The organism is Aeromonas sp. ZOR0001, assembly GCF_000801015.1.
GTDB classification, from domain to species: Bacteria; Pseudomonadota; Gammaproteobacteria; order Enterobacterales; family Aeromonadaceae; genus Aeromonas; species Aeromonas veronii.
Genome location: NZ_JRJY01000085.1, coordinates 1 through 15,345, shown reverse-complemented (window position 1 = coordinate 15,345; position 15,345 = coordinate 1). Strand labels below are relative to the sequence as shown.

At 59.4% G+C, this 15,345-nt stretch carries 13 protein-coding genes; 6 read left to right on the top strand and 7 right to left on the bottom strand.

What is annotated here, in order from left to right:
- Positions 1-303: 303 nt before the first annotated feature.
- Both L972_RS11790 and L972_RS11785 read right to left on the bottom strand, forming a co-directional pair.
- Positions 304-1,350 carry an NAD(P)H-dependent flavin oxidoreductase gene (locus tag L972_RS11790; protein ID WP_047438436.1) on the bottom strand — a complete coding sequence of 349 codons (1,047 nt, stop codon included), beginning with the start codon at positions 1,348-1,350 and terminating at the stop codon, positions 304-306.
- Between the two features lie 131 nt (positions 1,351-1,481).
- Entirely contained in the window at positions 1,482-2,123 is a 642-nt protein-coding gene (locus L972_RS11785; RefSeq protein WP_047438435.1) for a ribonuclease T2 family protein, read from the bottom strand.
- A 203-nt stretch (positions 2,124-2,326) separates the two neighbouring features.
- On the opposite strand from L972_RS11785, the gene L972_RS11780 reads away from it, so the two are divergent.
- Complete coding sequence (locus L972_RS11780) at positions 2,327-2,887, top strand: gamma carbonic anhydrase family protein (RefSeq protein ID WP_005343397.1); 561 nt, start codon at positions 2,327-2,329, stop codon at positions 2,885-2,887.
- A gap of 78 nt (positions 2,888-2,965) precedes the next feature.
- Here L972_RS11780 and L972_RS11775 read toward each other — a convergent pair whose 3' ends face one another.
- Positions 2,966-3,874 carry an SAM hydrolase/SAM-dependent halogenase family protein gene (locus tag L972_RS11775; RefSeq protein WP_019446189.1) on the bottom strand — a complete coding sequence of 303 codons (909 nt, stop codon included), beginning with the start codon at positions 3,872-3,874 and terminating at the stop codon, positions 2,966-2,968.
- A 198-nt stretch (positions 3,875-4,072) separates the two neighbouring features.
- Between L972_RS11775 and L972_RS11770 the strand changes: the two genes are divergently transcribed.
- The 3 genes from L972_RS11770 to L972_RS11760 all read left to right on the top strand — a co-directional run bounded on the left by L972_RS11770 (position 4,073) and on the right by L972_RS11760 (position 7,508).
- A complete protein-coding gene (locus L972_RS11770) occupies positions 4,073-4,537 on the top strand; it encodes a hypothetical protein (RefSeq protein WP_047438433.1) in 465 nt (154 codons plus the stop codon).
- 156 nt (positions 4,538-4,693) lie between these two features.
- On the top strand, positions 4,694-6,163 hold the full coding sequence (locus L972_RS22135) for a GGDEF domain-containing protein (protein WP_047438431.1): 1,470 nt from the start codon (positions 4,694-4,696) through the stop codon (positions 6,161-6,163).
- 97 nt (positions 6,164-6,260) lie between these two features.
- Positions 6,261-7,508, top strand: coding sequence for a DEAD/DEAH box helicase (locus L972_RS11760; RefSeq protein WP_047438429.1), 1,248 nt, complete (start codon positions 6,261-6,263; stop codon positions 7,506-7,508).
- An 84-nt stretch (positions 7,509-7,592) separates the two neighbouring features.
- On the opposite strand, the gene L972_RS11755 is transcribed toward L972_RS11760, so the two are convergent.
- Both L972_RS11755 and cphA read right to left on the bottom strand, forming a co-directional pair.
- The gene (locus L972_RS11755; protein WP_047438427.1) at positions 7,593-8,864 is read right to left on the bottom strand and encodes a membrane protein; all 1,272 of its coding nucleotides are present in this window, start codon (positions 8,862-8,864) and stop codon (positions 7,593-7,595) included.
- 215 nt (positions 8,865-9,079) lie between these two features.
- The gene (cphA, locus tag L972_RS11750) at positions 9,080-9,844 is read right to left on the bottom strand and encodes a CphA family subclass B2 metallo-beta-lactamase (protein WP_081990723.1); all 765 of its coding nucleotides are present in this window, start codon (positions 9,842-9,844) and stop codon (positions 9,080-9,082) included.
- Positions 9,845-10,272: 428 nt separating this feature from the next.
- Here cphA and L972_RS21905 point away from each other — a divergent pair, with 428 nt between their 5' ends.
- Positions 10,273-10,848, top strand: coding sequence for a hypothetical protein (locus L972_RS21905; protein ID WP_231560921.1), 576 nt, complete (start codon positions 10,273-10,275; stop codon positions 10,846-10,848).
- Positions 10,849-10,970: 122 nt separating this feature from the next.
- Here the strand turns inward: L972_RS21905 and L972_RS11745 are convergent, their stop codons facing one another.
- Together L972_RS11745 and aguA are read right to left on the bottom strand one after the other, a co-directional pair.
- Positions 10,971-12,674 carry an amidase gene (locus L972_RS11745; RefSeq protein ID WP_047438423.1) on the bottom strand — a complete coding sequence of 568 codons (1,704 nt, stop codon included), beginning with the start codon at positions 12,672-12,674 and terminating at the stop codon, positions 10,971-10,973.
- 267 nt (positions 12,675-12,941) lie between these two features.
- Entirely contained in the window at positions 12,942-14,039 is a 1,098-nt protein-coding gene (gene aguA / locus L972_RS11740) for an agmatine deiminase (protein ID WP_047438421.1), read from the bottom strand.
- A gap of 156 nt (positions 14,040-14,195) precedes the next feature.
- On the opposite strand from aguA, the gene L972_RS11735 reads away from it, so the two are divergent.
- Complete coding sequence (locus L972_RS11735) at positions 14,196-15,149, top strand: LysR family transcriptional regulator (RefSeq protein WP_005335494.1); 954 nt, start codon at positions 14,196-14,198, stop codon at positions 15,147-15,149.
- The last annotated feature ends 196 nt before the right edge of the window (positions 15,150-15,345 follow it).

The following is a 15,345-nucleotide window of genomic DNA, read 5'->3' as shown; positions in this document are numbered from 1 at the left end:
TTGTTTGCGTTGCCGCTTGCCCTGTCGATGGAGGCGCATTATAGAGATCCAGCTCACATTGGCAAGGCTTTACCGCAATAAAATTGCAAAAAAGTGCAATTTCTTGGTTATTCATATCAATGAACAGCCTTTACACAGACTTATCCACAGTCAAGGGTAAAGTGAGGACGTTTTACACCGGATAAATGCCTTACAAGGGTACTGGCCTGGCACTCATCTACCATTGCCGCACTGTCGCGTCTAACGCACAGCGCCCTCGACATCTTCTATATAAGAAGGCGTATGAGGTATATATAGAAGCACTTATCCCAATCCAGCCTCTTTGACCCAGCACGCTATCAGCTCGCCAGCGGGAAGATCCCGGCAGCCCGATACATCCTGCCCAGCCCAGAGCGGAGAGAAGCCACTGTCCCCCGCCTTCTCGGCGGCAGCACGCAGCGGTGCCAGTGCGCCACTGGCATAGGGGAAGTGAGGGGCAAGATCCGAGAGCGGGCCCAGCTCACGCATCAGACGGTTGACGATACCCCGCGCCGGGCGGCCACTGAACAGATTGGTCAGTGCCGTCTGCAGGCCTTGGGGTGAGTGAAGGGAGGCTCGATGCAGCGCCGAGGTGGTCGCTTCATGGCAGCAGAGAAAGGAGGTCCCCATCTGCACGGCACTCGCCCCCAGCGTCAGCGCGTTGGCGATCCCCTTGCCATCGACGATACCGCCAGCGGCGATCACCGGCAGATCGGTCACCGCGAGGATTTGCGCCAGCAGGGTCAAGGTGCTCTGCTGCAAGGCGAGATCATCGGAGAGGAAATGACCGCGATGACCGCCCGCCTCCAATCCCTGAGCGATGATGGCATCGGCGCCGTGTTGAGCGAGCCATACAGCCTCCGCCACCGTGGTGGCACTGGCAAATACCTTGGCCCCCGCAGCCTTCACCCGGGCAAGCAACTCGGGCGCGGGCAGGCCGAAGTGAAAGCTGACCACAGCCGGTCTGAACTCGGCCAACATGGCGGCATGTTCCCCATTGAAAGGCGCACGACTTGACGCTGTCGTAACGGCTGGGGGAAGTATGCCGAACTCGGCGTAGTAGGGAGCAAGGCGCTGCTGCCAACTGGCCAGAGCAACGGGATCAGGTTCCCGTTGCCGATGGCAGAAGAAGTTGATGTTAAATGGCCCAAGGCCGCTTTGGGTAAGTCGTCCCAGTTCGCTGCGCAGCTCCGCTGATGTGAGCATGGCGGCAGGCAAGGAGCCCAAGCCGCCCGCACGGGTCACGGCCAGCGCCAGCTCACTTCCCTGCACACCGGCCATCGGCGCCTGAATAATGGGATAACGCATTCCCAGCTCGGCAAACAGGCTCATCCTTTCACCCCAAGCAGCATTGCCCGCTCTGTCGGGCCAAACCTGTTGTTGCCATCCATCTGTCAGACTCCTTTCCGATAGCAGTGGTTGCACATCAGGCCCGCAAGGGGCCTGATGAAGAGAGTGAAGGCTTAACGCACGCTGCGCAGCAGGAAGTCCGGCTGGCCACAGGAGCGGCGCTCGCGCTTTTGCATCTCGGCGGAGCAGGTGACCGCATCCGTCCCCTCTTTATTGACGCAGATGTAGATCTCCCGCAGGAAGCGGCCACCATCGGCGCAAGCCACCGTGATGTTGTCGGGGGCCAGCCACTCGTTGGCGCTCGCCAGATCGGCCTTGAGCTGGAAGCTGGTTTTGCGCAGCGGCTCTTCCGGGGATTGATAAGCCGCCGGGATCTTCACCTTCTGGCGCAAATCACTCGCCAGCTGATGGAAGGCCTGCTGGCTCAGGCCGGAGCAGGTGCCGTGCTTCTCCCACTCATGGCGATAGAGGAAACGGCTGGGGTAGAGGTCGGCAAACTCGCTCTCCATATCGGGATTGAGCCGTTCGCGGGTGCAGTTGCTGGGGTAACCGCGATCGTACTGAGGCCAAAGACCGTGCAGCACAAAGCCCAGCTTGCGGGAACACTGGTCCCGATCCGCCGGTTTGACGGCGCAATGCTCGGGCGACCAGGAGAGCGCCATGGCGTAATAGTCAAACTCCCCCGCCTCCCCTTTGGCCTGCACGGCCGAGGAGAGCAACAAACCACCCGCCAACAGGGCAATCATCTTCTTCATCTTTATATGTCCATCTAACGCGACTCGGGATAACAGCCATGCTCCCATATTCTGGCGACCGGAAACAGCCATGCCGAAACGGCATACGACAAGGGTCAGACCAGTCAGGGGTTTCACCAGAGGGCGAGCAGGGGTAAGCTGACCGACCGGTAGGCTCCTCGTCCACCACCAGATAATCCCTCTTGGCAACCACAGGATGTAACATGATCCGCAAGAATCCCTCCGGCCATCTGCCTGTCATCGACGAATCCGCTTATATCGACAAGACCGCCATCATCTGCGGCAAGGTGATCATCAAAGAGAATGTCTTTGTCGGCCCCTATGCGGTGATCCGCGCCGACGAAGTGGATGCCAACGGCGAGATGGAACCCATCGTCATCGGCGCCAACTCCAATATTCAGGATGGCGTGGTGATCCACTCCAAATCCGGTGCAGCCGTCACCATCGGCGAGTACACCTCCATCGCCCACCGCTCCATCGTCCACGGGCCATGCGAAGTGGGGAACCGGGTCTTTATCGGCTTCAACAGCGTGCTGTTCAACTGCCATATCGGCGACGGTGCCGTGGTGCGTCACAACTCGGTGATCGATGGCTGCGATCTGCCGCCGGAGTTCTACGTCCCCTCCACCACCCGCATCAACCAGCAGAGCGATCTGACCCATATCCCGCGGGTTTCGGTGGATGCCGCCGAGTTCTCCGAAGACGTGGCCCATACCAATATCGATTTGGTCAAAGGGTACAAGGCGCTCTCCAACGAGTTCTGATCCCTCTGTATTCCCAGAGAACAAAACGGGCGCCGAGGCGCCCGTTGCTGTTTCTATCTCTACTTATATATGTGCGGGTCAGGAGCACTTCTTCAGGCTGATATGCCAGTTGGCGCCGGATTGCACCTGATGCTTGGCGGCGAAGCTGTCCATGTTCAGCGCCACCGACACCTGCAGCAGGCTGTTGAGGTAGACCAGCGGCTGACCTTCCGGCACATCGCCGAAGCTGCTGACGTAAGGGGCCTTGCCGTCATATTTGACCACATCCCCTTCGCGGATCTTGATGCAGGCGTTATCCCCCTTGTTGATCCCCGCCTTGGTCAGCAGGGCATCATCGATATTGGTCCAGACGTTGCCGTACTGCACATCGAGGATCGGGATGGTGCCCTTGAGGGTGCCATCTTTCTCGGCTACCGCAGGCTGATAGGGGATCTTCACCACTTCGGCGGGCAGCAGCGGGCCGACCTGCTCGTAGCTGATGGCGCCGGAGGCTAGCCGCGCGCCGGTATAGGCGTACACATCGCGGCCATGGAAGGTGTAGGACTTCTCGGAGCCCTTGAGGCGGTTGAGCTTCTCATCGATCTGGCGCACCGCCTCGATGCCGAAGTGCTCGGCCACCAGGGTCAAAGTGCCATTGTCCGGAGTCACGATGTAGTGGCCGCTCCTGGTCTTGAGCACCACTGACTTGCGCTCGGTGCCGACACCGGGATCCACCACGCTGACAAACACTGTGCCCTTGGGCCAATACTGCAGGGTCTGGTAGAGGCGGTAGGAGGCTTCCCAGATGTTGTAAGCCGGGATCTCGTGGGTCAGGTCATAGAGCGGCAGGGTGCGATCCACCCCGAAGGCAACCCCCTTCATGGCCGAAACGGCGCCATCTTTGAGGCCAAAGTCGGTCTGGATCACCAGCGCTTCGTTGGCGGCGGCGATGCCGCTTGCCAGCATGAGGGCGAGCGCGATGGCGCGGGGAGCGGTGCGAATATCCATATCTGAACTCCTGAATCATCTGAGGATAACGAAACGGCGACGGCCATTTAGACATCCAGACTGCCACCAATGGATTTTTTTGCAAGGGGTTTGCAACAAAGTGAGGGACGACTCGCAGAAATTGTGCTCGCCAAACGGCGACAGCGGGGGTATCAAAGGCAGAATTGGAAAACGTTTACAATACAGGAGCTCAGCACCATGACACAACCCGTACCGGAGATGATGACCCTGCTGCTGGAGATTGGTGAACAGAGCAGCCAGCTCTGGCTGAGCCAGCCAGATGCGGCCCCGTCACACTACCTGCTGGCCTTTGGCACCCACGCCATCCAGCCCGGACCGTTTCGCAATGCGCCACCCACCCCGCTCGAACTGGAGCGGGCCATCATGGTGGTGGAAGATGAGCTGATGCGCATAGCCCCGCAGATCCCGCCCGGCTTGCAGCTGACCCTGCGCAGCCAGCCGTCGCTGGCCGAAGTGCTGGGGGACAACCAGCTCGACCGGGATCTGGTGGAGCAAGCCTTTGGCCAGCTGGCCGCCATGGCGGAAGGGGATCCCCTCGCCGCCAGCTTGCTGCCCCGCGACGAGCACTTTGCCGCCGTGCTGCTGATCGTCAGGGAGTGGCTGCACCATCTGGCCAGCGAGAGCGTGCTGATCGTGGAGTAGGGATAAATAAGTGGTGAGGGCTTCAGCTTCTGGCAAGGTTTGTCGGTGGATCCTGTCGGGATTTCCTTCGCGTATACTTTGCCCGTATGGCGCCCGCGCCCCTATCGGTACTGCACCCAGACATCTATGACCTTATTTTCAGGTAATCCCCCAGCCTTGCGCTGGCCACCGGCGTTTGCTCGCCAGTTCATCGTCAAAGTGGCCGGATTGGCCCTGCTCGCCCTGACCGGGTTGGGCATTGTCTTCAACTACACCTATCTCACTATCCAGCACGACATGGATCTCATCACCGCCAGACAGAAGAACGTGTTCGAGGTCTTCTACCAGCGAGCCAAGATCCTCAAAGTGGAGAACATCACCAGCTATCTGGCACAACACCATCTGCTCGATCAGCCACCGCCCCCGAATAGCGTCGGCAGCGACTATCTCTACGGGTATGACCTCAAAAGCAAATACCGCTTTGCCGATATTCCGCTGCAATACCCGGCAGCCAATATCCTCAACACCTTCCGCTATGCCCTCTCTTATTCGGAGGTGATCAATATCTACACCATCTGGAATGACTACCGGCTGATCGGCATGGTGGCCGACAACAATGTGCTGCCCACCAGACTGGCGCCGATCAAGGTGGATCTGATGACACTGCCCGCCTGGTATCACTACTTCGGTTGCGCCAGCTTTGCCCCCGGCCGCCCCTTGTGCAGTACCGATGAAGCCTTTGTCTCCGATATCGAGATCGACAGCTTCAGCATGCGCAACACCATAGTGATGTACTTCCCCTTCATCCATCAGTCGGGACGCGGCGGTTACAAATACGGACTGCTCGGTATCGATATCGCCGTCGATGAAGCATTTAACGATGTGCTGCGACCCTTCGATACCATCAATCCGACCCGCACCAACATATCGTTTGAAGCCGCCGAGCCCTGCCGCCCGAGGCATCTCTGCCTGAGCAAACCCTTTATGCGCACCAAGGCGGGGGATGATCTCTATCTGAAGTGGTCCTACAGCTGGTTTGATTTCGTCAAGCTGGCCCTGCAAAGTGCGGCCTTCAAGGTCTATCTCATCGTGCTGTTGCTGGGCATGGTGGCCTGGAAGCAGACCTACCTGCGGCTGCTCACCCTGGCGCACACCGACCACCTGACCCGGCTGCCCCGCAGAGATGTGCTCTGCCAGAGTCTGCTCCATGAGCACGACTACCTGATGATCCTGGATATCGACAACTTCAAGTCGATCAACGACACCTATGGCCATGGCGTCGGGGATCTGGCACTGGTCGCCTTTGCCCGCCATCTCAGAAGCAATATCCGCAAGGTGGACAGCGCCATCCGCTGGGGCGGCGAGGAGTTTATCGTGCTGTTCAAGGGGATGGAGGATGACGAGATGATGATCCACTCAGCTGGTCGCCTGCTGGATCGGCCATTGGGGATCCCCGAGCTGCCCACCCCCATCACCTTCTCCGCCGGGGTGATCCGCATTCGTGACTACCTCACCGTCACCGAGGCAGTGCATCTCGCCGACGAGCTGCTCTACCACGTCAAACAGCACGGCAAGCACAACATCGCCTGCTACGAGGGCAAAAAGATCCGGCTGATCCGCCCGTTGCCGGACGACGCAGAGGCATAGCCGCCTTCTGCCGCTCCCCCAGCTTCTGTTACCATCGCGGCCACGATCACTCACTGCATCGTGGCCGCAGGCCGCGATAACCCCGACTGGTGCCCCTATGTCCACAGCCTCCTTTGCCGAACTGGCCCTCTCCTCCCGCTTGCAGCAGACCCTGACCGAACTGGGCTATGCCGCACCGACCCCCATTCAGGCTCGCGCCATCCCGGTCATTCTGGCAGGGCGGGATCTGATGGCGGGGGCCCAGACCGGCACCGGCAAGACCGCCGCCTTTGTGCTGCCGCTGCTGGAGCAGTTGCTACAACAGCCACAAGCAGAGCCCCGCCCGATCCGCGCGCTGGTGCTGGTGCCGACCCGCGAGCTGGCGGTGCAGGTTGCCGAGAGTGTCGCGCGCTACGGGCAGAGCACCGGTCTCACCAGCACGCTTGTCTACGGCGGGGTAAGTATCGCGGCGCAGGTCGAGGCGCTTCAAGCCGGGGTGGATATCCTGATCGCCACCCCGGGCCGTCTGCTCGACCATCTGCGTCAAGGGGCCTTGAGCCTTGATAGCCTGCGCCATCTGGTGTTTGACGAAGCGGATCGCATGCTCGACATGGGCTTTATGGACGAGATCAAGGCGCTGCTCAAACAGATCCCGGCGGATCGCCAGACCCTGCTCTTCTCCGCCACCTGCGACGACAACCTGTTTGCCCTCTGCAAGGTGCTGCTGCGCGATCCCGAGCTGATTGAAGTGGCGCCGCGCAACACCACGGCGGCCGAGGTGGAGCAGCGGGTCTACACGGTGGACAGCGATCGCAAGCTGGCGCTGGTCGAACATATGCTGAAAGTGAAAGAGTGGGCACCGGCACTCATCTTCAGCCGCACCCGCCAAGGGGCTGACAAGCTGGCCCAGCAGCTTGGCAAAGCGGGCATCAATGCGCTCGCCTTCCACGGCGATCTGTCGCAAAGCGCGCGGGAAAAAGTGCTGCTGGAGTTTCGCGCCGGCACCTTGCAAGCGCTGGTCGCCACCGACGTGGCGGCCCGTGGCCTCGATATCAGCGATCTCAACTATGTGATTAACCTCGAGTTCCCGTTTGTGGCCGAGGATTACGTCCACCGTATCGGTCGCACCGGCCGCGCCGGCAACAAGGGGCTCGCCATCACTCTGTTCAGCCCGGAAGATGCGCCGCTGTTGGAGAAAGTGGAAGCTGTGCTCGACACCCGATTGCCCCAGCAGTGGTTCCCCGGCTTTGAGCCGGATCTGACCCGCTTCGAGCCCGAGCCGCGCCGCAACAGCAAGGCGGCCCAGAAGCAGCGCGCCAGAAAGCAGGCCCTCGCTGGCAACAAGGGTGGCAAGGGCAAGCGTTAAGCCTGCCCTGCGCCGCCAATAAAAAAACGCCCGCACGGGCGTTTTTTGTTATCTGACAGGGGCCAAATCTTGGCGAGTCACACCCTAACGGGTCGCCAGCACCAGTGGCAGGGATCGCAAGATCTGCCGCTCCGCCAGGGTCGAGAGGATAAACATCACCATATAACCGAGGCCCAGCGCCACGATAATCGCCACCACGTTGGCGGTGAACTCGGCCACCAGATAGTAGGCGGCGACCAGCGCCACTATGCCCGCCAGCCGGATCAACAAGCTCCGGGTAAAGTGACCGTGAGCCTTGATATAGGCGAGCTGATAGCCGTTAAGCATCATAAAGATGAAGAAGATGGAGAAATGGAACAGTACAGGCACCGCCCCCACGTAGTCGGCAGGGAAGAACAGCAACACCAGCGGCTTGCCCGCCAGCAACATCAAGCCAAAGAAGGCCAGACTGACGATGGCGGAGAGGCGGAAGATCCAGCGCCGGATCATCCTTATCTGACGGTGATCGCCATTGCGCAGATTGACCGCCAGCTCCGGCAGCACAAAGCGGTAGATGGGGAAGACAAACAAGGTGGTCATATAGGTAAAGATGGGACGCACCACCACCTGAAAATCCCCCAGCTCGTCGATGCTGAAGTGGCGGATGGTGAGCAGCACAGTGATATAGATCATCAGGATACTGGCCCCCGCCTCCAGCGAGGCGGTAAAGCTCTTCTTCACATAGCTCACCATCTCGGGGCCGAGCGCCACCTTGGCGAGCGGCTTGGTCGCGATGGCCCGACGGCGCGAAACATACATATAACCGGCGATAGCGAGCGACGAGAAGGTCAGCCCGTAGAAGAGCGAAGGGAGCGCATCCATCCCGAGCCCAAAGTAGCAGGCCATAAACAACAGGCCGTTGGCCAGCGGCTCCAGCCAGGTGACCCGGTTGGAGAGCTCATACATCCGATACATGGCCACCAGATTGGTGAAGTAGACCTTGAGCCCCAGCCCGAAAATGACCCCTACCAGTTGCAGATACTCCACCCGGATATGGAGCCCGTGCTTGATATAGGGGATCACCGCCCCCCAGGTGAGCAGCACGATGCCGATAAGGAAGTAGCGAAAGATATTGATGATGTCCCGATCGTTCTTGGTCTGGGAGTAGCTCACCACCATGGAGGAGCGAAAACCTGTCATCAGGATAAAGGAGAGGGAGATCAAATCCACCACGCTGTTGAACAGCGCCAGCTCCCCCTTGGCGACCCACTGCGCCAGCCACACCTTGAAGGCGAAGCCGATAACGATGCTGACCAGCGAGGCCCACATCCCGGTGATAAAGGCCTGCTTGAGGCGCGCGAGAGAGGCGTATTGCATAACGAAAATGGATAACTTTCAGGGAAAAGAGAGAGAACCATCTTATGAAAGCCTCCCTCCCTTGAACAGCGTTAATGCCACGCACTCACAGCCACCAAAAAAACCACAAACGCAAAACGCCCGCTTATTTCCTGAAAGCGGGCGTTTTGTGGTGTGCCGTTATGGCTGCTGATTGCAGCGATGGCACGGCTTGCTGCCAGTCTGTCGCACAACCCTTATGACTGCGGCACCGCCTTGATCAGCGCCTCGTAGTGATCAATCAGCTCGGGGCCGTGCAGCGGCGAGTCGTGACCGCCGATCACCGTCTTGATCGGCAGCTTCATCGCTTTGAGTCGCTCGATGGTCTGCGGATAGGCCTTCACATTGGCAAAGCTCAGGTTGCCCAGCTTCTCCTTGAGGATGCAGTTGCCATAGAGCACCTGCTCGTCGGGGAAGTAGACAAAGATGCCGTCCGGCGTGTGGGCCGGGCCCGCATAGAAGGCGCGCACCTTGCCCTCTTGCAGGGTGAAGTCGCCATCGTGCACCACGTTGGGCAGCACCAGCGGCAGATCCGGATACTCCGGCAGACCCTTGCGAGTAAAGGCGACAATCTCGGCCCAGTCGCTCTTCATCAGATCCCGGGTCTGGCGCGTCGCCACCACCTTGGCCCCGATGGACTTCCAGTAGGCGTTACCGCCCGCCCGATCGGTGTGGTAGTTGGTGTTGATCACCTCCAGCACCGGCTTGCTGCTGACCCGTTTAATCAGCTTGTGCAGCTCGCGGGCGGTATCCGGCGTCCAGGTCGCCCCCACCACCGTCACCCCCTTGGCCCCGAAATAGACCATAGAGTTTTCCTTTACGTAGTAGTTATCTTCAACCACGTAAACAGGGCCACTCACCTGCTTGAGGGAGATCCCCGCCGCCAGCACGCTGCCCCCCCAGAAACTCGCCATCAGCACCACGGCCCCGGCCAATCCGCACTTCATCCAACCTTTCATCATCTTGCTCCCTCGAACCAACCGCCCCCTCGCCACCCCTGTGGCAAGCCGGGCCTTTTAAGCAGTGGGCAGAAGATACGGGGGATTTGTGAGGGGAAAATGAGGTTGTGTGAGGAGAAGGTGAAGTCTGGGAAAATTCAGAAAAATCAGGGGGGAATCGACGATGAGCCACGACCAATATGGCGATTGACGGTGCGGGAAGTGGAGAGAGGTAAAGGCTCAAAACACGCAATCAGCGCCTTGATGTAGGGACGATTAGCGCAGCGTAATCGTCCGTTTACCGCGATCGCCCGAATACTCTTAACTATTGGGTACATAACCTTATTTCTGCGAAGTTCAGCACACTCCATGACTTCATACGAGACTCATCAGGCAGTAGACTAAGTCAACTTTGATGGTGCAGCCCTGTTTATCTTAAGTGGAGTATTAATATGTTCAACGGAGTTCGTGTTTTCGATACTGTTTTAGATGGTAAAAATACAAGAGATATGGTTTCAAGAAACTCAGCTGATTTTTGGAAACCATTTTGTAAATCAGCAGGATGGAACTTTAATTATGAGCGGATCCATTCATTAAACGACCTTAAGTATTTTTTCTCAAAAAAAATCAAAGAGGATATTATTATCTTTTCAGGGCATGGTAATGAAAATGGCTTCTATTTTTCAAATGGAGATTGCCTTGATAAAAATACAGATACTTTCATTCCAGAAAAAAACCATGGAAAAGTAATTATATTTTCATCATGCCTAATTGGAAATAATGAGTGCACTTCCAAAGCGTTAAAAGCATTTTTCTCCGCAGAAGCTCTTTTTTCATATCGGCACCTTATGTCAGATAGATTCTGCTTTTTAAATGAATCCATACTACTCTCCTCTATAGAGCATAAGTTCAACCGAGGTAAAAATAGCTTTACAGAAAACGACTTTAGGGAGTTTCAGACTCAGACTAATTTTATGAAAAACATGAATGAAAAACATGTGAAACTACATCCAATGGTTATGTTTTAAACCTTAACGCCATCTATTAATTAATTTATTTCAAGATGATAAAAAACACCCACTTGTAATACAGGTGGGTGTTTAGACCGATCATCATCGGACACGTCAAAATATTTAACTCACAACAACAATCAAACCAACGGTGGCGTGCGTGGCGGCACCATACGCTTGCTGCCGGTGGACTCGAAGGCCGACGCAAAGCGCAGCAGGTTGTTGTCGTCATAGGCGCGACCGGCGAAGGTCAGACCCACCGGCATACCGATATCGGCCATGATGCCCATGGGGACGGTGACGGTCGGCACGCCGAGGTGGCGAATGGCGAGGTTGCCGTTGGCCACCCAGATGCCGTTGCTCCAGGCGATATCGGCGGAGGCCGGATTCACATCCGCATCAGCCGGGGCGACGTCGGCGACGGTCGGGAACAGCACGGCGTCGAGCTTGAGCCCGTCCATCCAGTCCTCCAGGTCCAGCTTGCGAGTCTTCTCCAGACCGCGCAGGCCGTCCGGCACTGTGGGGATCTCGTCCCAGGATTTCAGGCCGCGCTTGGCCATATTGACGTACTCGTCCATGCCCGCCGCCAGATCGCCCTCGCGGTTCGGCAATGTGCCCGGATCGTGGGGAAAGATCTTCGGCCCATCGACATCGGCCAATTGCTTAAGCTTGGGATCGCCATTGGCGCGCAGGAAGTCGTCGAACGCCCAGCCGGAGAGCTCCCACAGCTCGTCGTTGAGAAACTCCGGGCTCACGATGCCGCGATTGAACACGGTCGGTGCGCCGGGTCTGTCCCCTTCGCAGTTGGAGACCAGCGGGAAGTCCACTTCGATGACTTCGGCGCCAGCAGCTTCCAGCGCCTTGCGTGCGTCTTCCCAGAGGGCAATCACAGTCGGGCGGGTATGGATGCGCTGACCGGTCGGGCCGCCGATGCCGGGGTTTTCGCTGGTGCCGGCCAGTTCATCCTTGTTGATAAACATGCGCGGCACGCCGAGTCGCTTGCCCTTGAGGGCATCGGCCTTGGCTGCCAGCTCCAGATAGGAGGCCGGACGCACCTCGGAAGCCTTGGGCAGCTGCACCCAGGGCTGCAGGCGCCACAGATCGCCACGGGTATCGGCATCGTCGGCCACTACCACGTCGAGCACTTCCAGCAGGTCATTCATGGTGCGGGCATAGGGCACCACCACATCCATAGTCGGAGTCAGCGGCCAGTTGCCGCGCACCGAGATGACGCCACGGGACGGGGTGTAGGCACACAGGCCGTTGTTGGAGGCAGGACCACGGCCGCTCGACCAGGTCTCTTCCGCCAGACCGAAGGCGGAGAAGCTGGCGGCGGTGGCGGTACCGGCACCGTTGGAGGAGCCGGAGGCAAACGGCGCGGTCAGGTAGTCGGCGTTGTAGGGGCTCTCGGCACGGCCATAGACACCGCGCTGCATGCCGCCATTGGCCATCGGCGGCATATTGGTTTTGCCAAGGCAGATGGCACCGGCGGCGCGCAGCCGCTCAACGGTAAAGGCATCGCGCTGGGCCACCAGATCCTTGAAGGCCGGGCTGCCGGAGGCGGCGGTCAGCCCCTTGACCAGATAGCTGTCTTTGGCGGTGTAGGGGATGCCGTCGAGCGGCCCCAGGGTCTCGCCACGGGCGCGGCGGGCATCGGAAGCCTCGGCCTCTTTCAGCGCATCGGGATTGGCGACCACCACGGCGTTGAGTTTGGTGGCAGTCTCTGGGCCGTTGTAAGCCTCGATCCGGGCCAGATAGGCCTTGACCAGTTCGACCGCTGTGGTGCGGCCTGATTCGAGCGCGGCACGCAGCTCGGCAATGGAAACCTCGGTCACTTCGATCATTTAGGATCTCCTGTAAAAGGGTGACTGTTTGGCATGATGATCGCCGCATCAGCGCCTGCGACCATCACACCATCAAGAGATAAAACCCCACTGAGTGGGGTTTTGAATACCAACCTCAGCTGGCGTAAGCCGGTTTACGACCCGTCGCGAGAGGTCGTCAGCAAGGTGAAGAGCAGCGCAGGAACCGGAGTGTATGTGAATACATGAGGATTCCGAGCAGCACATGAGCCTTGATCACGGCTTCGCAGCAGGATCGTCATCCGGTTCTTATTTGCCGGAGGGGATCTGCTGGGTAATGCAGTGAATATTGCCACCGCCCAGCAGGATCTCGCGAGCCGGCACGCCGATCACGGTGTGCTCCGGGAAGATCTCTTCCAGAATGCGCTGGGCTTCGCCATCGGTGGCTGCATCCAGCAGCGGGTAGACGATGCGATCGTTGGTGATGAGGAAGTTCACATAGGAACCGGCCAGACGGCCTTCTGCCTCGCGCGGCACACCGCTGCCGCTCTCGACACCGGCAGACTCCTCTTCAGTGCAGAACAGCGGGCCCGGCTGGGGCAGCTTCCACACTTTCAACTTGCGACCCTTGGCATCGACCGCCGCTTCCAGCACCTTGAGGGCGGCCACGGAGCGGGCGTACTGGGGATCGTTCTGGTCGTCAGTCCAGTGCAGGGCCACTTCACCCGGACGCACGAAGCAGCACATGTTGTCGATGTGGCCGTCGGTTTCGTCCATGTAGACTCCTTCGTCCAGCCAGATAAAGCTGGTGACGCCGAGATAGTCGCGCAGGTGCGCTTCGATCTGCTCTTTGGTCAGGTGCGGGTTGCGGTTTTCGTTGAGCAGGCACTCGGCGGTGGTCAGGCAGGTACCTTCGCCATCGACGTGGATAGAGCCCCCTTCCAGAATCAGCGGCGCGTCGTAACGAGCCATGCCGTGCTGGGCCAGCATCTGGGCAGCAACCTCTTCATCCTGATTCCACGGGTAGTAGAGACCACCCTTGTGACCGCCCCAGGCGTTGAAGCCCCAATCCACCCCACGGCACTCGCCGGCAGCGTTGGTGACGATGGTCGGGCCGGTATCGCGGGCCCAGCAGTCATCGCTGTTCATTTCAACCAGAGTGACGTGGGCGGGCATGATGGCGCGAGCCTGCTCCATAAACTGGGCTGGCACCCCCATAAAGACCGGGGTAGCCCCACCGATGGCATCGGCCACCTTGGCGAAGGTCTCTTGCGCGAAGCGACCGGCTACGCGCCAGTTATCCGGGCGAAACGGCCAGATCATCCAGACGGCCTGCTGGTGCGCCCACTCGGCGGGCATGGTGAAGCCGTCGGCGGCCGGCGTGGAGTTAATGGTCTTGATGCTCATCGCAAGGCTCCTTGCATGGATTGAGGCCCCCGTTTACGCCAGATGCGACGCGGGAACCCGGAAAAATAAGAGTGGGTCGCAGATTAAGACGTTGCGCCCCCATCCATCAAATGAATAGGATGGATTGTCCCATAAACACGGCGAATAATCCCCCCCATGAAACTGCACCAGCTCGACCTCAATCTGCTGCTCGCTTTTGACGCCCTGATGACGCAAGGGAGCGTCACCCGCGCCGCCGAAGCGCTCTTTATCAGCCAGCCCGCCATGAGCCACTCCCTTAACCGGCTGCGCACCTTTCTCGGCGACCCGCTTTTGGTGCGCACCCCGCAGGGGATGCTGCCGACCCCGCGCGCCCAGCGGTTGCATCTCGGGGTGCAGCAGGCGCTGCGGCTGCTGGAGCAGCAGCTCACCGAGGAAGAAGAGTTCGAGCCGAGCCAGTCGAAGCGGCGCTTCGTGCTCTGCACCACAGATTACGTGGAGTGCGTGCTGATCCCGCCGCTGATCCAGCGCCTCAGACGGCTGGCACCGGGGGTCACCATCGAGATCCGCATCCTGCGCGACACCCTGCCCGAAGCCGAGCTGGCGAGCGGCGAGATCGATCTGGTGCTGGGCTTTGACGAGTACATGCAGGTGCCGGGGTATCTCGGCAAAGAGACCTGGCTCACCGAGCCGCTGGCCGGGCTGGTGCGCGCCGATCTGCCCATTGCCAAATCGGCCCCCGCCGGCGCCGAGGATGATCCCTCCCGATGGCAGGAGCGCATCACCCTGCAGCAGCTCATCGCCATGCCCCATGTGTTCCACTCGCCGCTGGGCACCTCGGAGGCGAGCCTCGACCGCTATCTGAAGAGTCAGGGCTTTAGCCGCACCATCTCGGTCAACAGCCAGAGCTATATGTCCGCCGCCGCCATCGTCAGTCAGAGCGATCACCTGCTGGTGCTGCCCAGCATGGTAGCCGAGCTGCTCGCCACCCATTGGCCGCTGAAAAGCCTGCCGCTACCCGCAGACGTGCCGGATTACCACCTAAACTGCGTCTGGCACCCCGTTCACGCGCAGCAACCGGCACTGGTATGGCTGAAAGATTTGATGAAAGAACTGGTGGGGCCGAGGTGAGGCCGCAGCGTCTGGCATACCCCATCGGCGCATACGCAACAACCGGCGCAGGTGTGGCTCAAGGATTTGATGAAGGAGCTTGTTGGCCGACCATGATGCCCAAACCGAACCTCGATCAATTCCCTCTCCCTCCGGGAGAGGGTTAGGGTGAGGGCTGCTCCTGCTCCCTCCCCCCCCCCCCCCCCCCCCCCCCCCC